This is a genomic window from Tritonibacter horizontis (assembly GCF_001518015.1).
GTDB classification, from domain to species: Bacteria; Pseudomonadota; Alphaproteobacteria; order Rhodobacterales; family Rhodobacteraceae; genus Epibacterium; species Epibacterium horizontis.
The window spans coordinates 78339-97075 of the sequence record NZ_LPUY01000075.1 but is presented as its reverse complement, the minus strand read 5'-3'; the positions used below and the strand labels follow the sequence as shown (position 1 = coordinate 97075).

Genomic DNA, 18737 nt, shown 5'->3' with positions numbered 1-18737 from the left:
GACCGCCCCCGAGGTCAATTGTCAGCCGTGGTCGGCGGAGGCTATATCTCTGGTACGGCATCTATTTTTGCCGCAAACCCGGGAGGAACACCGGGCTGGACGCTGGGCAAAGCGCTGATCTGAGGCTAGGGTTCAGGCGAAGCTCTGCAATGGGATCACGACGCTTGAAAATTGCCTATGTCTTGAACACCTACCCGCAGCCCTCACAAAGTTTCATTCGCCGGGAGATCCGCGCGCTGGAACGGCAGGGTGTTGAGGTGCTGCGGTTGCCAATGCGCGCCTCGGCGCAGGCGTTGGTTGATCCGGGCGATGTGCAAGAGGCGGGGCGGTGCCACTATGTTCTGCAGGCGGGGGCGGCGCGTCTTCTGTGGGCGCTTGTGGCAACGGCGCTCCGCGCGCCGCATCGCATGTGTTGCGCGCTCTGGCTGGTGCTGCAGCTTGCGCTGGCGGGGGGCGGGATCATCCGTCCGGCGATCTATCTTCTGGAAGCGGCCTATGTGCTGGGTGTTTCGCGGCGCGAACGGGTCGCGCATCTGCACGCGCATTTTGGCACCAACGCCGCGGCCGTTGCCATGTTGTGTGACGCGCTGGGTGGCCCGGGCTATAGTTTCACAACCCATGGACCAGAGGAATTCGACGCGCCGCATCGGCTGGCCCTCGGGCTGAAGCTGACGCGGGCGCGTTTTGCGGTCGCAGTCTCAAGCTTCGGGCGGAGCCAGCTGTGTCGCTGGGCACCGTTTCAGGCCTGGTCGCGGATCAAGGTGGTTCACTGCGGGATCGAGCCTGACCAGTTCCCGGAGCCTGGGGCGCTGCCGACCGGCGGGCTGAAACTGGTCGCGATTGGCCGCTTTGTGGAGCAGAAAGGCCAGATGCTGCTGATCGAGGCGCTGGCAGATGCCATACGCGATGTGCCCGGCATTCACCTTACACTGGTCGGCGATGGCGAGATGCGCGGGGCGCTGGAAGCGGCGATTGCGGCCAACGGCCTGTCTGCACAGGTGACGCTGACCGGGTGGCTGGCCGAGGCAGACGTGCGCGCGGCCCTGGCGCGGTCACATGCGCTGGTGATGCCGTCTTTTGCCGAGGGGTTGCCGATGGTGGTGATGGAGGCGATGGCGGCGGGGCGCCCGGTTCTGGCCACCTATGTTGCGGGAACGCCTGAATTGGTGCTGCCCGAAGACACCGGCTGGCTGGTGCCTGCGGGGGATGTCGAGGCGCTGACCAATGCGTTGTTGCGCCTGGCCGCTGTGCCGCAGGACCGGCTCACGACTATGGGAAAACAGGCAAGGGAACGGGTGCTGGAGCGCCACGATATCGATATAGAAGCCGAAAAACTGCGGTCGCATTTCGCAGCGGCAATCGCCCCCCGCAGGCAAGAGCCCGAGGAGCCTAGCGCCCTCTGACCCAGTCTTTGCGCCGGTCTTCGCGGCTGGCAAAAAACGGGCTGCGGACGCAAAGTGCGACCACGCCATAGGCCAGGAACCCAAGCGGACTGCGACGCGCGAGGGCCGCAAGACCCAAGGCCGTCACCCGGATCTTGTCATCATTGCGAAACAGGCCAGGGTAGAGCGTTGCGATCTGCTGGACCCCCCGATCCTGACGCCGCCTCACCCGGACGAGATTGCGCAGCCCCTCGACCATCGGCCACTGATAGCGCCCCGGCAGCCGCAGACGTTCTGTCGGAGCGAACTGCAAGCGGGCAAATGTGTCATCCGAAATGATGTCCGGCCAGTCTGCCCATCGTGCGCGCCCCGCGCGCGTCATTGCAAACAGGCCAAAACCCGGCACGCCGTTGCGAACAAACGGCAACTGCGTCCAGAACGCGGCATAGGCCCGGGTGAAAGCGCTGCGGGCGGGGGTCACCGTCGGGGTGCCGCTGACATAGCGCGCATCATCTGTCGCCAGCGCCACCGCGATTTGTGACAAAAGGGCGGGCTCGATCAGAACATCGGCGTCGAGATAGACCAGTATGGAGCCGCGTGCCGCCGCTTCAGCGAGGTTCAGGGCGCCGGTCTTGCTGCCGTGGTCTTGTTCCAGAACCCTCAGGTGCCAGCCCTCTGGCGGCAAAAGCGCCCGCGCCCGTGCTGCGGTGTCATCGCGGCAGCCATTGGCGGCCACCAGCACTTCGACCGGGATTTCTGGCGGTATGTGTTTGGCGGAGGCAAAGAGGGCGCGCAGACAGGCGGTTATGTAGTCCGCTTCGTTGTGAGCCGGGATCAAGACGGAAATCTGATGCGTCATCTGGCGGCTTCCAGAACATCCCAGCGCGGGGTTTCGTCCCGCAGGAAACGCTTGTGCCCCCAGCTGCCCCAACGGCCCGGTGTCGCAACATCAGAGTAAACACCAAACAAAGTGCCGCCCAGATCCGGCCAGGCGTTGAGAAGCAGCTGATACAGCTCTGCCATCTCCTGCGTGTAGTTCAGGTGGGTGAAAAACGCTGTCAGCGCCTCGTCTTCGACCAAGGGGCCCTGTCCGACCACATGGGTGCCGCCTTCATACATGATCAGGTCCAGGTCGTGCCGGGACGCGACATCCGCGTGATAGGGCAGAACCCGCGTCACAAGATCGCCCAGCGTGCCTTCGGGATCGCCCCCGTTCAGCCCGTCGCGCAATTCGGCAGCTGCCTGGGCGACTGCGATGTCATACCTGTGCGCCGCAACATAGTCCTGTGCCGCCCGCCCGCGCAGGCCCTTGGACGTGGCGGCGGTGCGGGCGCGCTCCTCGCTGTCGGCGATCCAGGCCCGCACCATCGGAGCGCGTTCGGGTGTCCCGAGCGCCGCGCCGAAATAGCCCGTGACAGCATAGGCATCGAAACTGCGATAGGGCGCCTGCCGCGTGGCCTCCTCCGCGGTCCAGAGCGGCGCGGTGAGGATCTGCTCCTCCAGGCCGAGCCAACCGGTCTGCGACGACAGCACCCGGACCAGCCGCTGGGCGAGGTCCCCGCCGGCCAGATCCCTGGTAAACACGTCGGTCCAGATGTCGGCGACCTCGGTTGCCCGCCCGGCATAATATTGCAACCAGTGACCATCGCCGCCCCATCTTGCGCGGGCTTGCGCGTCTGCCCAATGGGCTTGCTGAAACTGCCAGTTCCAGACCTCATTGGAGTATTCCACATAGGCTTTGAGGTCGGGGTCGAGGCCCGCGCTGACCAGTTCGGCCAGTTTGCGCACATAGGTATCATCCGCCATATGCGGCAGCGAGAACCAGGGATCCGCGCCGATCCGGTTCGCCAGCGCGATCAGGATCTCGGCGGGCACCCCGGACTGGGTCCAGGTGTGATCGCTGGGTCGGGGGCGGTCTTCCCATCCCACTTGCGTTGCGTTGTTGGTGTCCATCCAGTCCATGAACCGCAGGGCGGAAAACCCCTCGATCAGATCCAGCCAGTCGGGATTGAAAATCGCGCCCTGCTGATAGGCCTGCAGATCTGCTTCGCGGACCACCGCGATATTCCGGACATAGTCCCCGCTGCCCTCTCTGTCGCTGCGCTGGATGCGCACCTCTACGGCGCCCTTCCCCGGGCTGAAGTCGAAGGACACCTCGCCGTCGCCGTAGCGCACATTGCGTGCCCGGCCTGCGACTTCGACGATCCCATCGCCATCAAACAGCAGCACATAGCGCCCGGTCAGGCTGACCGCCGCGTCGGGCAGATCGGTCAGTAGAACCGTCCCCACAGAGCCCAGTTCGGGTGGCACGCCAAGGGGCCAGCCGTCAGCATCAAGATATCCCGCCTGGCGCAGGTCTGCTTCGGTGACACCGCCCCACTGCCCCGGGAGATGGCCGATCCAGCCGCGCGCTGTCTTGAAGTGATCCAGAAACGGCGCCTGAGGGCTCCAGTCGCGGACCGGGGCCAAATTCATGACGATGGGCTGTTTTCGCACATCCAGTGACGCCGCCCTGATTGGGGCCGCCGGCACTGGGGGGGCGGTGTTGAAATCCACGCTGGGCGGGTCTTCGGGCAGGGCAATCGGGTCCGGGGGCAGGGCGGAGCGCTGGTCCGACCCATTTGCAGCCTTGACCGCGATGTCCTGCAAACGCAGGGCGAGCGCCTCGGACGGCGCGGCATAGGGCGTGCCCCATTCCGTGCTCAGAACATGCGGAAGGTTTTCGGGCGAGGTGCCGGTCAGCGCCGCATATTGCACCAGGCTGATGAAATAGAACCCGATGTCATTTGGATGAATATCGTCTGAAAACAGGTCCTCGATCCGCGCAAGACCAGGTACGGTGCCCGCCTCGATCGCGTCAGAGAGCCGGGCAAGAGCCTGCCCGACGGGCAACAGCCGGATATCCCCGCCAGTGCGTTCGCCGACCGTGTCCACAACCCGCTGCCAACGGGGCAGATCGTCGTCAAGGCGCTGGCGCCAGGGAACACGCCCGCCTTCATCAAAGGGGATGTCTACGCCGGTGCCGCTGAGGAGGCTGTGCCAGCCTTCCTGAACGAACAGGGTCACATTCGGGTTGGTCTGGGCTGCCAGCTCGTAGAAATCCGCAACCGCGCCTTCGGTGTCGCTCCAGCGCAGATGATTGGTCAGCGGCATTGCTTCGGTCACGACAACCGCATCCACCGGGCCCTGCGCCAGGCGGTTGCGGGCATTGATGCCCTGCGCCTTGTCCGCGTGGGCCCAGTTGTAGCTCAAGGGCGCGCCATTGATGATCTGGGCCTCGACGGTGGGCGATTGATCCAGACCCGCCGCCAGCAGTTGCGCCAACATACGCGGGTTTTCCGGCCCGATCAGTGAATGGCCCACCATGACAATCGCGCTCAGGATCTCGGAGACGCTCATGACGCCACCTTGGTCGGCTGTGCCCCGGCGGGGGCGGCGGGCGACAGGCCGGTATGGGGGATGCGGGTCACCACCTGCCAGATCAAGGCCTGTGTCTCTGCGGCGGCTTCGGCGGAGTTAAATGCGGCGAAAGGCGTGCCATCGGACAGTGTCACCTGATGCGGCAGCCCTTCGGGCGAACGGTGGTAGAGGACGGCATAATGCGCCATCGCAATAACATAGGCGCCCAGGGGGCTCAGGTGGATCTGGTCCAGACTGCCATCCTCGTTGCGCGCAAAGAGCTGTTCGCGGTGGGTAACGCCCGCAAGCTGCCCGGCCTCAGCCGCGCGCACCACCGCGCCGAGCACCTGCCCGCCGGGGATCAGATAGATGGGGTGATCGGCGCCTGCACGCGCGTCCTTTGCCATCAATTGGCCAAGCCAAAGGGCATCCAGATCTCTATCAATTCGGGTGAGCCAGCCAGCCGGGTCGTCGAGCCGGTGCCAGGTCTCGTATAGATAGAGCCGCGTTTCAGCATTGCTGTTTCGGGTCAGTTCGGCCCAGAGATGCAGGAATTTCGCGCCGTCAAAATATCGGATCGCATCCCGCAGTTCGACCATTTCGGTCAGGATCACGGCGTCATAGTCGCCAGAGGCAATGGCCGCACGCGGTGCCCGCCAGATGGGGGCGGCGTTGACCTGTTCAAAATCAAGTATCTCTTCGGTCTCGTCCCAATGGGCACGCAAGGATGTGCCCGACCCGCGTTGCATATTGTAGCTGTGCCCGGCGCCTGCAAATTGCTGCAGCATATGCGGCACCTCGGCGCCAACCAGAGAATGGCCAAGATGGTAGACCTGCATCGGCGCGGTTGGGGGGGCCAGCGGCGCCGGTGCAGAAACCGGCAGGCTGCGCTGCTGATCCATCAGTCCCCAGATCCCGATTGCCCCGATGGGTACAATCGCCGCAAGGGCCATGGCGGCGCGGCGGGGGCTGTGCAGAAGACGGCGGATCATGGGCAGGACTCGTTGTTCAGGATCTCGACGGCTGTGATGATTACCCCGGAGCCGATGGCAAATCGACCCCGAAGTCTCTGCCCGGCGAGAAAGGGCGGCTGTGCGCGGCTAAAACACGCGACAAATCCGGTGTTGGCCCAATCGAAGGACAGCGTCAGACCGTCAAATCCGAAATATCGCTGCGACAGCGCGTATTGCGCCTTGTAGGCGGCTTCTTTGGCGGAAAACAACACCTTGCCCGCAAGGCCCGGGTCCGGCTGCGTGGCCATCCAGGCCTGTTCGTCGGGGCTTGCGATCGCGGGCCAGAGGTCGCGCGACAGAGGGGCGTCTTCTTCGACGTCAATGCCCAGCCCCTGATGTGTGGCGCGGGCTGCAACCGCGGCCAGCGCGCAGTTGCTGCAATGCGTGATGCTGCCAACCAGCCCGTCCGGCCAGAGGGGCGCGCGTTTCGGGCCGATGGGGATGGGGGCCGGGGGCTTTCCCAACGCGCGCATCGACTGGTGCGCTGCGGCGCGGCCGGCCGCGAATTCCCGTTTGCGTTTTTCCACAGCGTTGGGCGAAAGACAGGCCGCTTCCGCCGCAAAGGGAGCAGGCGGTGCCGCCAGCGGGTCCTGCGCGGCGATGGCAACCGTGGGGGACACCAGCGGACGCAACAGCGCCCATCGCGCCTCGGTCAGGTCGCGATCCTGTAGCGGGCACTCGGTCATCCGTTGCGGGCTTTGCGGCTGGCCCGCATGGCGCGTCGTTTGGACATCGTTTCGGACTTGTCGCTTGCGGCGGCTTCTGGTGCGGGCGCTGGCGCAGAGGGGGACGCCTTTGTCGCTCCGCCTGTCGTCAGTTGCTCAACATGGGCGGCAAGACCGCCGAGGCTGGGGAAGCGGAAGATATCGGTGATCGACAATGCATCCGTTGCCAGCGCACGGCGGATGTCACGATGCGCCTGGACCGCGAGCAGGGAATGACCGCCGAGCGCAAAGAAATTGTCTGTCGGCTGCACCGTCGCAACACCAAGCAACTGTTGCCAGATCCCGGCAATGGCCTGCTGCACCTCGGAGGCCGCAGGGGCGGGCGTTGCGTTCGTAGCAGCCGGTGCCTGTCGCGGTTGCGGCGGCGGCAGCGCCTTGCGGTCGATCTTTTTGTTGGGTGTCAGCGGGAAGTGTTTCAACGTGACCACATGTGTCGGCACCATGACATCTGACAACTGTTTGGAAAGCTGCGCTTTTATCGCGGTTTCAGAGAGCGGCGCGTTGGCCGTCACATAGGCGACCAGCTGGTCATCGGCGCCAAGTCTGCGCGGAACGACCACGGCTGCCGTGATCCCCTCAAGCGCGGCAAGCCGGGCTTCGATTTCGCCAAGTTCAATCCGCTGGCCCCGGATCTTGACCTGGTGATCCGTGCGGCCGAGGAATTCCAGCCGCCCATCGACGCGCCAGCGGACCAGATCGCCGGTGCGGTACATTTTGCTCCCCTTTCGGAAAGGGTCGTTGGGGAACCGTTCCGCCGTGAGGGCGGCGCGCTGCCAATACCCTGCGGTGACGCCATCGCCGCCAATGCACAATTCGCCCGCCGCACCCACCGGCACTGGCTGGTCCTGCGGGTCCAGAACGTAGACCGACGTATTGGCAATGGGCCGCCCGATGGGGGCAATACCGCTGGGCGTTTCCGTCAAGGTTTCGACCGTCGACCAGATGGTGGTTTCGGTCGGGCCGTACATATTGTGGATCTGCGCCGGTGTGCGGCGGCGCAGCTCGGCCAGCAGATCCCCGGGCAGCGCCTCGCCGCCCACCAGCAAGTGCCGGAGCCGACCCAGCACGGGGCCGGCGTCCGGGTCTGTGGCGATCATCCGGGCCATCGAGGGGGTGCACTGCAGATGGCTGACCCCATGCCGCAGGATTTGCGCAGCCAGGGAGTGGTCTTCGGGCGCCAGCTCCTGTGCGCGGTTGGAAATCCGCAAGACCTCGGCCAGCGGTTTCAGCCCCTCCAGCACCTGGTTCGGGGCGATGCCATAGTCGATCAGGCAGGCAATCTCGTCGACGCCGATCTGTTTCAGCTGCTCCACGCGCAACAGCGCATCGTCGATGGTGCCGAACAGGCCCGACTCCTCGAAGTACCGCTCAAACGCAAAATCAAGGATCGCCTCAAGCTCTTCGGCGTCGAGGCTGGCGAGATCGAGCTGGAACGGGTTTTCAACGCCCTTTGGCTTTTTGAAGGCGGGAAAGGCCCAGGCGTATTGTTTGATCAACCCGGCGGCCGACCGCAGATAGTCTTTCATCGGTTCGCGCGCGACGGCGCGGGCTTTGGCGCGGGTGTCGGCGAGGTAGCTGTGCAACATCAAGGTGACGGCAAAGTCCGCCGGATCGTGGCCCGCCTCACGCAGGGCGGCGTGATAGATCTGGATCTTCTGCCCGACCTCTTCGATGCTCTGGCCCAGAAGATGGGTCAGCACATTGGCCCCCGCGTGGCCCGCCTCGCGCCAGGTGTCGGGGTTGCCCGCCGTGGTGATCCAGACAGGAAGTTCGGGCGACACCGGGCGGGGTTGGGTCACAACGCTGTGGGGGCTGCCGTCCTGGCGGGCAAATTCGACCGCCTCGCCACGCCACAGCCGGCGCACCGTCTCAAGCGTTTCAAACAGCGCGGCCTTGTTGGCAGGCGGGGTGTTCTCGGGGCGCAGCACAAAATCATCCGGTTGCCAGCCGGAGGCAAAGCCGATGCCCGCGCGGCCGCCGGTCAGATTGTCAATCACCGCCCATTCCTCGGCGATGCGGGCCGGATGATGCAGGGGGGCAACACAGGACCCGGCCCGGACGCCGATCCGGTTGGTTACAGCCGCGACTGCCGCGCCGGTGACCGCGGGGTTGGGGTAGGGGCCGCCAAAGGCGTGGAAATGCCGCTCTGGGGTCCAGACCGCATTGAACCCATGCGCATCGGCAAACTTCGCCCCCTCCAGCAGGAGGTGATATTTCTGCTCTCCCGCGCCATCGTCGTTGCCCCAGTAAAACAGGTTGAAATCCATTTTCCGGTCGCTGACCGCAATGGGGCCATTGGCCAGCTGCAGCCGGCTCTCATCGCTCGACAGGACCAGTTTGAAGCCGCGGGCCAGGGTCCAGAACAGCTCCAGCACCGAAATGTCAAAGGACAGGCTTGTGACCGCAAGCCAGCTGTCGCCCGGCGCGTGGGGAATGCAGGCATCCATGCCGACAAAGAAATTGGCCACGTTGCGATGACGCACCATCACGCCCTTTGGCACCCCGGTAGAGCCGGAGGTGTAAATTAGATAGGCCAGATCGTCGCCGCCCGCCTGCGCTGGCAGGGGCGACGGTGCCGTCATGGACAGGTCGAGCGTGTCGATGCAGAGGCTCCGCGCGGCGCTGTCGGGCAGGTCCGCCAGCAGACCGGATTGTGTGATGACCATCTCGGCCCCGCTGTCGGTCACGAAATGGGCGATCCGGTCGGCCGGATAGGCGGGGTCCAGCGGCACATAGGCCGCTCCGGCTTTGAGAATGCCCAAGGTCGCGACCACAAGGTCCATTGACCGGCGGAGGTAGACGCCCACGTGGCTGCCGGAGCTGATCCCCTGCGCGTGCAAGTGATGAGCCAGCGCATTGGCGCGGCGGTCCAGCTCCGCATAGGTCAGGGATTGGTCTTCGAACACCACTGCAGTCGCGGCGGGCGTGCGCAGGGCCTGCGCTTTGATCGCGCCGTGAATGGTCTGATCTGCGGCGGCATCTGCGCCGGTCGCATTCCAGTCCTCCAGCATCAATTTGCGTTCCGCCTCGGGCAGCATGGGCAGCGCCTGCAGCGGTTGTGCGTCGGATGGGGCCGGTATGGCCAGCAGCATTGACAGTCGCGCAGCCAGAAGGTCGAGCGCCTCGGCTGACAGATGGTCCGCACTGGCAGAGAGGCGCAGCTGGTGACCGCAGCGCTGCACCGCAAGGAGCGTGTCCGGCAGCGTCACATCCGCCTCCAGGCAGACCGAGATCGCTGGTGTCGCCTGTGGAGAGACCTCCGGCGCCCGCGCCATCAGATCGGTGGCAAACCCGCCGCCTTCGGCTGTGTGGCGGATAACTTGCGCCATCCGGGCTCTGAGATCGGCCAGGGTTTCGGACTGAATGCCATTCAGTGGCGCCCAGGTATTGATGACGCCGGGATCGGTGTCCGCCGCTCCGTGGAGGGTCAGCGCGATCGTGCCGCTGGCCTCGCCCGTGCTGCGCAGGGCCCAGGTCAGGATCAGCGCCAATAGCGTCTCGGTGGGCAGGGCAGCGGGCAGGGTGATGTCTGTTGCAATGCGCGCCTTTGAACCCGTTTCACCGGAGGCCGACGGCAGAGCCACCGACCGGCCCACCGACTGGGCGAGCGGCAGGGGCAGGGGCTGCATTTCTGCAAGTTGACGGCGCCAGAAGGGTTCGGCGCGTTGCACGGTGCGCAGTGCGCTTTCAATGGCGTCGCACCGGGCGGCGTCCCGGATCGGCAGCTGCGTGCCGGTCTGGAGCAGATCAGATACGATGACAGGCCCGCCCTGCAGCGTCCTGATGTCCGACAGTACAACCGCCCCCTCTGCGCAGGCGACGGTCAGCGTGGTTTCCGTCACCGCCAGCACCTGGCCCGCAGGCCCGTGATCCACGGTTGGCGCCGCTTTCCCGACGATCACCAAGCTCTCGCCGAGGTCAACCTTGGCCGTGGTCAGTGGGTTCCAGTAGCCGCCCATGTCCAGCCCGCGCACCAATTGCGACAGCGCCGCCGCCGAGCGGTCAAAGCGCAACAGCCCGCCCCCGGCAGGGCGGTCGGCACGGGCATGATAGCGCCGATGGCTCAGATCCTGCGGTTGCCGGTCAAGCACGCCGGTTTCAAGCTGGTCCAGGACATCGCCAAAACTGTCCAGAGCCGCGCCATAGCATTTTGAATTGAGGCTGAACGCGGTTTCGTCCGGGGCAAGGGCAAACCGGCGCTGGGCCAGAATGTCACCTTCGTCCACGCCGCCTTCGATCAGGTGCCAGGTGATGCCGTGCTCTGTCGCGCCCTCGATGATTGCCCAATTCGGCGTGTTGAGGCCGGCCCGCTCCGGCAACGGACCGTCGTGAAAATTGACAGCGCCCAGCCTGGCCTGCCCGAGGACCGCAGCCGAAAGCACCCGCAGGTTGGCGATGGAAAAAAGCCAATCGACCGGCCCGGTGATGTCCTTGGGGTCCGACAGGGTCACAAGCCCCTTGTCCCGGGCCCAGGCCAACACATCCGGATTGTCGCTGACCACCGCCCGTACATCGTGACCGCGTGCCAGCAGGCTATCGCCGCAGCCGATCAACAGGGATTCGTTGCCAATAACAATCGTGGAAAATGCAGTCACTTGGACTCCTCCGACAAGGATGTCCCGCGTCGGGGCGCGCGGGCGGGAGAGATGAGCGACCTGAGACCATGGCGGATCAGGTCGAAATAAAATCCCTTCGCCTCGGCGCGGGGTTTGCCGTTCAGCAACCGGCGCAGGCCATAGACCGCGCCCCCGGCCAGCCGGGCAAAGGTCGCCACCGCCGCATAAAGCGCACCATGGGTCCGGGTGAAATAATACAATCGGGACGTGAACCAGAAGTCCGGCGTGCGGGTCCATGTCTTCATCCCGGTCGAGACGGAGCCAACATGGGTGACCCGGCTTTGCGGAACGTAGTAGGTCTGCCACCCGGCCCGTGCCGCCCGATGACACAGTTCGGTTTCCTCAAAATAGAGAAAGAACCGCTCGTCAAAGCCGCCAATCTCGTCGATCACAGCCCGCCGGATCATCAGGCTGGCCCCGGCGGTCCAATCGACCTGTTGCGGGTGCTGTGGGATCGGCAGCGGCACGATTGCATGGTGCAGCAGGCGTGAAATTACCCCGGTGCGGGCGGCGCCCTCAAATTCGCTGGCGATGGTCGGAAAGCGGAACAGGGTGCAATGAGGCACGCTGTCCTCGCCCTGCACAAAGGAGCCCGCCAGCCCGGCGCGCGGCGTGCGGCCCAGGAAATCCCGCAGGTGGCGAATGCAGTCCGGATCGGGGAAGGCATCCGAATTCAGCAGGTAATAGACATCCGGCCTCTCCCCCGTTGAAAGGGTCTGGGCAAAGCCGATGTTCATCCCCGCGCCAAAGCCGCCATTGCGCGCAGACGCCTGAACACGAAGCCGCCCCCCCTGCAGCCAACCCCGCGCCTCGGCCCCGGCCTGAAGGGCCTTGAAGGAGCCATCGTCAGAGCCATTGTCGATGATCAGTACCTCGCCGGGCAGGCCGTCCATCGCCGCCAGCGCAGCCGCCGCGGACCGCAGGGTCATCTCCGGGGTGCGAAAGTTCAGGATCAGGGTCAGGACCGTGGTGTCGTTCATGGATTACTCCGCCGCCCGGGCGCGGTCCGGGGCGGTTTGCGACCCGCGCGCGGTCTGGGCCAGAAGCGCCCGGATCGCCTTGCCGAGAACGCTAACGTTGGGATCCAGTACCATGCCATCGTGATCGCCGGGCACTTCGACCACCTTGAGGTTGGGCGCGAAACGGGTCCAGTCGTTGTCCGGGTAGACATATTCCCGTTCCGTGCTGACCCAGCGTCCGCCAGTGACCTTCCACTGGCGATCCAGCGCCGGACGATAGAGCGTGACCGGACCGTCCCAGACCTGCGGCGCGTAGGTTGCAATCGCGGTGCGAAACGCCTGTTCGATCTTGCGGTTGTTGAAGCCGGTGCCGGTGTTCTGATCCGTCGGCGGTGCCTGCCTCTTGTGAATTTCCCAGGCCACCCGGTTGCGCGCCCATTCGGCGACAAAGCCGGCGCCTTTGTCGCGCAATTCTGCCAGTTTGATCAGCATCTTGTCGGGGGCCGTCAGCGACGGGCGCACCGGCAGCGGCGTGTCCAGCAGTACCAGCGCATCCACCGCATCGCCCGAGGCCCGAAGCTGCTGGGCGATGTCCCAGGCGGTGATCCCCCCTCCGGAAAAGCCGCCGACCAGAAACGGCCCATCCGGCTGAATATGCCGCATCTCCGCGATATAGTCGCGCGCGGCGTCCGGAATGCGGTCATGCGGTGCATCCGCGCCGACAAGTCCGCGCGCCTGCAGGCCATAGACCGGCCGGTCCTCGCCGAGGATCTGGGCCAGGTGACGCAGGTTGAGCACATTGCCAAACATGCCCGCAACGATGAACATCGGCCGCGCGTCCGGGACCTTGCCAGGATGGAGCCGCACCAGATGTTTGAACACCGGCGCGTCGCCCGCGGGTTCTTCGCTGGCGACGCCATTGTTTCCGCGACCGGGCTGGTCGCTTTCTGCTTCGATCCGGGCCGCCAGGGAGGCCACACTCGGGGCCTCGAACAGTACCGACATCGGCCAGTCCAGCCCAAGCTCGCGCTTGATCTGCGCAAACAGCCGCACCGCGATCAGCGAGTGACCGCCAAGATCAAAGAAACTGTCCTCGACGCCGATCTGCGACAGCCCCAGAAGCGCGCCAAAATACCCGGCCAGCGTTTCTTCGAGGGCGGTGCGCGGTGCGACATAGTCGGTATCGAGATCCGGTCGTTCAAAGCTTTGCGATGTGCTGCTGGGGGGGATCTGACCGCTTGATTGCGCCTGCCGGATCAGGTCCGGCAAATCCAGCGATGACACGATGATCTGGGGATCTTCCTGGGCCAGCGCCCGCTCCAGCGCGTTGCCTGCGTCCGCTGTGCGGATGCCATTTTCAAGATTGGCGACCAGGCGTCGTTCGTCCGGCGAGAGCGGTTGGATCTCGGTCTCTGCCTCAAGCCCCAGCGCGATGGCGGAAACGCTGGTGCGGGCCGGCTGCAGGCCAAACCCGCCGGTCAGCGCCTGCATCCGGAAATGTGTAATCTCCACCAGAACCTGGCCGGTGGGGTCGGTCAGCGTGATGTCGAACAGCGCCGTTCCTGGCGCTTCATCTTCGGCCACCAGCCGGACATGGCTGTAGATCTCATGTGGCAGCGCAGAGAACACCCGGATGGCCCCGTAGGACACCGGCACCCAGAGCGTTTCGGGCGCATAGTCCGGGGCCAGCGAAATCGCCCATCCGGTAGCAAGATCCATCAGACCGGGATGCAGCAGGGTGGCATCCTTCTGTGCCAGATCAGGAAGCCGCAAATGCGCGAGCCCTTCGCCGTCGCCCAATGCCGTTTCCTGCAGGACATGCCACCGGGGGCCAAACCGCAGGTTGGCCTCTTGCGGCGACCGCAATCGTCCGCCTTCGGGCGCGGCGGAACGCTTTTTGCAGCGGTCACGGATCTGATCCAGAGAGACGACGCCGATCGCGGGCGCGGGCGCCAGCGGGGCAACCTGCGCTTCGGCCGTGGTTACATATCCCTCTGGCGTGCCGGCGTGCAGCCTGGCGCGATAGCCCGGATCCGAAGCCGCCAGTTGCAGAACCGCCTGGCGCGGTGCGGTGTCCGCGACCTGAAACGGTTGCAGGAAATAAAGGTCGCGAATTTCAAAGGGGGCAGAGGTGCCCTGGCAGTGTAGCGCTTCGGCGATCAGTTCGATGTATCCCGTGCCGGGGATCAAGGCGGCGCCATCTGCGGTGCGGTGCTCGTTCAACAGCCAGTCGGTGCGGGCATCAAACAGGCTGCGAAACACCGCACCGCCAGCTGTGTCAAAGCCGCGACTGTGCCAGAGGGGGGCGGCGCAGGGGCTGGGGTCCGGCAGGGTGATCCTGCCCTGTCGCGCGGCCATTGCCTCGGCCGCCATGCCGGTTTCGGCCCAGATCCCCCAGTCGATGGCAATCACACGGGTCTGGCCGCCGCGCCGCGCCTTGGCCCAGGCGTTGAGGTATTCGTTTGCGGCCACGTAATCGACCTGCCCCGCCGGGCGCGTCACGGTCGAGGTGGAGGAAAACAGAACCATCAGCGCCAGCGCACCATCGGGAAAGATCTGATCCAAGACCCGCAGGCCGCTGACCTTCGGGGCCAGAACCGCTGCGATCTGGCTCTCGGTCTTGGCCAGAAGCGGCGCATCCGCCACATGGCCCGCGCCATGGAACACGCCTGTCAGCGGACCAAAGGCCGCCTGGGCCGCGTCCACCGCCGCGCGCATGTCCTGCAGGTTGCAGACATCGGCGCGCAGGGTCAGTACCTCGCCGGCCCCGGTGCTCTGTAGTTTTTGAACCGCGCGGATCCGGCGGGCCATCCGGTCCTGCGGGCTGTGACGGTTCAGATAGCTGTCCCAATCCGCTTGAAGCGGCAGCGCCTCGCGCGAGACCAGCGTGACCCGGGCGGCGTAGTGGCGCATCAGATGTTCCGCCACGGTCAGGCCGATCCCGCCGTAACCACCGGTCAGCAGATAGTGCCCGCCGTGTTGTAGCGGCACATCTTGCCGCTCAGGAGCAAGCAGCCTCGTCGCGCGATAGGCCAGTTCAAACCGGGCACTCCCACGCCAGGCGGCGGTGCTGTTGGCCGGTTCGGCCAGGAGCTCCTGGAGCAAACGGGGACTGATATCCGTGGTTGGTGCCCTGGACAAAAGCGCGGCAAACCCAGCAGGCGGTTCGGGCAGCTCTATGTCGCAGATCGCCACCGTCACGCCCGCCACCTCACGCGGCAACACCCCGGCGGGGCCGGAAATCATGGCCTTTTCCGGCGTTGGCAACGCCTCGTCCCGCACCTGCGCCGCACCGGTGGTCATCACGCAGATATGCACGGGCTGCGGCAGATCGGCCTCGGCAAGGGCCTGACCCAGACCGGTCAGCGACAGCAGGCCCATTTCGACGTTGCGATCAAAAAAGGAAGAGCCGGGCCGGTGCTCTTGCGCGTTGGTCACCAGCCAGAAATGCCCGATCCGGTCGGGCAGCAGCGCCGCTTCGGCCAGGTCAGCCAGCAGCGCCTCATAGCCAAACCGGCCTTCTTCCGGTGCAAGCTGATACAGGTCGGGCGCAAGCTGGGCATAGGTATCCCCGGCGCGCACCCGCACCACCTGATGACCGGCGGCAGCCAGTCGCGCGCTGCAGGCCGCGGCCTGACCGGTGCTGTCTTCAAAGATCAACCAGCGCAGTGGCGTGCGGCGCAGCTCAGCCTCCAGATCGGCGCTGCAATCGGCCAGCCGGGGGCGCCAATCGGGCCGGTAGCCCCAATCGGCGAGGTCTTCGTGTCGCGCGGGCAGATCGGGTTCCGGGGTGGCGGCAGCCTTGCCCGGTTCGATGAAATAGCGGCTGCGCTGAAAGGCGTAGGTCGGCAGGGGCAGGCGCAGACGTCGGGAATCGCCCCAGATCTGCGGCCAGTCGGCCTCCACACCGCAGGCCCAGAGCCGCCCGATGACGCCAAAGAAATACGCATCATCCGCCACCTCCTGATCCGGGTGGCGCAAGGAGCTGAGGACCTGCCCGGCACGCACCTGCGGCGCCATCTGCGCCAATGCGCTCAGGGCCTTGCCGGGCCCGACCTCCAGATAAACCCGCCCGGGCGTGGCTGACAGCGTGTCGATGCAATCGGCAAACCGCACAGTGTTGCGCAGCTGGCCGACCCAATAGTCGGCACTGGTCGCCTGCTCGGCACTCAGCAGCTGGCCGGTGCGGTTAGAGATCACCGGCAGGGTTGCGGGTTTCAGATCCAGCTTTCGCAGAAAATCGCCATACTGCGTCAGGATCGGTTCCAGCATCCGGCTGTGCGCCGCAATATCAATCGGAATGCGCTGAAATTCCACATCGCGCGCCCGCAGGGTCTCTGCCAGCGCATCAAGCGCGGCGTTGGGGCCGGACACGGCCGTCAGTTCCGGCGCATTCACGCTGGCGATGTCCAGATCCATTCCGATCAGCGCCTCGACCTCTGCCAGCGGCAGCGAAATCGACAGCATGCCGCCGGGGTCGACCGTGTCAAACAGCTGTCCGCGCAGATGCACAAGGTCGATGCAGTCCTCAAACCCGAGGACACCGGCAAGACACGCGGCGGTGTTTTCGCCCATCGAGTGGCCGACCAGCGCCGCAGGTTTGATGCCCCAGCTGATCCAGAGCTGCGCTAGCGCATATTCGACGATCATGATCAGCGGCAATTGCACCGATGGCGTCAGCAGGGCCGCATTTGCGCTGGCCTCTGATCCGGGATCAGGCAGCCAGACCGCGCGCAGATCAAAATCGAGGTTTTGCGCCAGGTGATCGAGGCCCCGGTCCATCCAATCGGCAAAGACCGGTTCTGTTTCATATAGATCGCGCGCCATCCCGGCATATTGCGCGCCGCCACCGGGGAACATGAACACCACCTCTGGTGCGGGACCGAGGCGATCATGGGTAAAGACCGCGCGCGGATTGGCCGCCTCCAGCCTGTCGGCGGCCTCGGTCGCGGTTTCGGCGACGACCACACGCCGTTTGGCAAAACCGCGCCGGCCTTCCTTCAGCGTGTAGGCGACATCGGCCAGATCGACCTGCGGATTGGCGCGCAGATAGGCCACGAGGTTCTGGGTATTGGCCTCCAGCGCGGCCTTGGACTGGCCGGACACACACAGGATCTGAAACGGGAAATCGCTTTCCTCGGAGGGGGCGCGAACCGGCGCTTCTTCGAGGATGGCATGGGCATTGGTGCCGCCAACCCCAAGCGCATTGACCCCGGCCCGGCGTGGCCCACGGTGCGAGACCCAAGGCGTGAGCCGGTCATTGACCCGAAAGGGCGAGGCGTCGAAATCTATGGTGGGGTTGGGGGCCTCATAGCCCAGCGAGGGCGGCAGCGTTTTGTGGGTCAGCGACAGGGCCGTCTTGACAAAACCGGCGACACCGGCGGCGGTGTCGAGATGGCCGATGTTGGTTTTGACCGACCCAAGGCGGCAATATCCAGTCGCATCCGTGCGTTCGCGGTAGGCTTCGCTCAGCGCGGCGACCTCGATCGGGTCACCGATAAAGGTTCCGGTGCCATGGCATTCGACATAATCGATGCTTTCGGGGTGGACCTTGGCGGCGGTCAGCGCCTTGCGCACCGCCTCGGACTGGCCATCGACCGAGGGCGCGAGGTAGCCAGCCTTTGCCGCGCCGTCATTGTTGATGGCAGAGCCTTTGATGACCGCCCAGATATGATCGCCATCCGCGACGGCATCGCTGAGCCGGCGCAACGCCACGGCACCGGCGCCGGAGCCAAACACGGTGCCCTGTGCGCGATGGTCGAAGGCATGGCAATGACCGTACGGGGACAGGATCTCGTTCTCCTTGAACAGATACCCGCGCCCCTGCGGCAGTTCGATGGTGACACCGCCGGCCAGGGCCATGTCACAGTCCCCCTTGCGCAGCGCCTCGGCGGCATAGTGGATGGCGACCAGAGAGGTGGAACAGGCGGTCTGCACATTGACCGATGGCCCCTTCAGGTCAAAGACATGGCTGACCCGCGTGGTCAGGAAATCCTTGTCGTTGCCAGTGTGGCGCAGCAGGAACATGCCGACATCATCAACCAGATCTGGGTTGGAGCAGATGTTGAAATAGAAATAGCTCCCCATGCCGCAGCCCGCATAGACGCCGACCTGGCCCTTCAGGCTTTCGGGCGTATGTCCGGCATCCTCCATCGCGCTCCAGGCCACTTCGAGGAACTTGCGGTGCTGCGGGTCGAGGATCGCGGCCTCCTTGGGGGAAAAGCCAAAAAATTCCGCGTCAAACATGTCAAACCCCTGCAGGGGGGCGGCGGCGGCGACATAGTTCGGCGCACGCAGGACATCTGGCCGCTCGCCAGCCTGCAACAGGCTGTCCTCGTCGAGGATTTCGATGGATTCGACGCCGTCGCGCAGGTTGGTCCAGAAGGCCTCTACCGAGGCGGCGCCGGGCAAGCTGACAGACATGCCGACGACAGCGATGTCATCAGGGCCGATGGCCGTGCCGAACGCCTGTTCAGAATGTCCCATTTCGCGCGTGTTCCTTCGTCTTTACTCAGGTCCGTCAGAGATCCGGGCCGCTATGATCTTTCCGGTTGTGTGTGAACCAGGCTGCGTGTTGCGGTGGTCAAGCAGCACTGGATCCCGAACACATGCCACTTTTTGCGATAATCTTGGGCGGGCAAGA

The 18737-nt window shown here is 65.1% G+C and carries 8 protein-coding genes; 1 reads left to right on the top strand and 7 read right to left on the bottom strand.

The window, feature by feature from the left end:
• Nucleotides 1–164 precede the first annotated feature (164 nt).
• The gene (locus tag TRIHO_RS13630; protein ID WP_068244666.1) at nucleotides 165–1403 is read left to right on the top strand and encodes a glycosyltransferase; all 1239 of its coding nucleotides are present in this window, start codon (nucleotides 165–167) and stop codon (nucleotides 1401–1403) included.
• On the opposite strand, the gene TRIHO_RS13625 is transcribed toward TRIHO_RS13630, so the two are convergent.
• The 7 genes from TRIHO_RS13625 to TRIHO_RS13595 are packed head-to-tail and all read right to left on the bottom strand — an operon-like array spanning nucleotide 1390 to nucleotide 18580.
• The gene (locus tag TRIHO_RS13625; protein WP_068244664.1) at nucleotides 1390–2241 is read right to left on the bottom strand and encodes a glycosyltransferase family 2 protein; all 852 of its coding nucleotides are present in this window, start codon (nucleotides 2239–2241) and stop codon (nucleotides 1390–1392) included. The two genes, TRIHO_RS13630 and TRIHO_RS13625, sit on opposite strands and share 14 nt — an antisense overlap.
• Nucleotides 2238–4781 carry a hypothetical protein gene (locus tag TRIHO_RS13620; RefSeq protein WP_068244662.1) on the bottom strand — a complete coding sequence of 848 codons (2544 nt, stop codon included), beginning with the start codon at nucleotides 4779–4781 and terminating at the stop codon, nucleotides 2238–2240. The genes TRIHO_RS13625 and TRIHO_RS13620 overlap by 4 nt, the downstream gene beginning before the upstream one ends.
• Nucleotides 4778–5773 carry a hypothetical protein gene (locus TRIHO_RS13615; protein ID WP_068244659.1) on the bottom strand — a complete coding sequence of 332 codons (996 nt, stop codon included), beginning with the start codon at nucleotides 5771–5773 and terminating at the stop codon, nucleotides 4778–4780. The genes TRIHO_RS13620 and TRIHO_RS13615 overlap by 4 nt, the downstream gene beginning before the upstream one ends.
• Nucleotides 5770–6480, bottom strand: a complete 711-nt coding sequence (locus TRIHO_RS13610; protein WP_068244656.1) for a 4'-phosphopantetheinyl transferase family protein — start codon at nucleotides 6478–6480, stop codon at nucleotides 5770–5772. The genes TRIHO_RS13615 and TRIHO_RS13610 overlap by 4 nt, the downstream gene beginning before the upstream one ends.
• A complete protein-coding gene (locus TRIHO_RS13605; protein ID WP_068244653.1) occupies nucleotides 6477–11114 on the bottom strand; it encodes a MupA/Atu3671 family FMN-dependent luciferase-like monooxygenase in 4638 nt (1545 codons plus the stop codon). The genes TRIHO_RS13610 and TRIHO_RS13605 overlap by 4 nt, the downstream gene beginning before the upstream one ends.
• On the bottom strand, nucleotides 11111–12115 hold the full coding sequence (locus TRIHO_RS13600; protein ID WP_068244650.1) for a glycosyltransferase family 2 protein: 1005 nt from the start codon (nucleotides 12113–12115) through the stop codon (nucleotides 11111–11113). The genes TRIHO_RS13605 and TRIHO_RS13600 overlap by 4 nt, the downstream gene beginning before the upstream one ends.
• Before the next feature lie 3 nt (nucleotides 12116–12118).
• Nucleotides 12119–18580, bottom strand: a complete 6462-nt coding sequence (locus TRIHO_RS13595; protein WP_068244647.1) for a type I polyketide synthase — start codon at nucleotides 18578–18580, stop codon at nucleotides 12119–12121.
• Nucleotides 18581–18737 lie beyond the last annotated feature (157 nt).

Excerpts from the sequence above, each read along its gene's own strand:
- TRIHO_RS13625 (WP_068244664.1), bottom strand. The coding sequence starts at position 2,241 with ATGACGCATCAGATTTCCGTCTTGATCCCGGCTCACAACGAAGCGGAC.
- TRIHO_RS13620 (WP_068244662.1), bottom strand. The coding sequence starts at position 4,781 with ATGAGCGTCTCCGAGATCCTGAGCGCGATTGTCATGGTGGGCCATTCA.
- TRIHO_RS13610 (WP_068244656.1), bottom strand. The coding sequence starts at position 6,480 with ATGACCGAGTGCCCGCTACAGGATCGCGACCTGACCGAGGCGCGATGG.
- TRIHO_RS13615 (WP_068244659.1), bottom strand. The coding sequence starts at position 5,773 with ATGATCCGCCGTCTTCTGCACAGCCCCCGCCGCGCCGCCATGGCCCTT.
- TRIHO_RS13595 (WP_068244647.1), bottom strand. The coding sequence starts at position 18,580 with ATGGGACATTCTGAACAGGCGTTCGGCACGGCCATCGGCCCTGATGAC.
- TRIHO_RS13600 (WP_068244650.1), bottom strand. The coding sequence starts at position 12,115 with ATGAACGACACCACGGTCCTGACCCTGATCCTGAACTTTCGCACCCCG.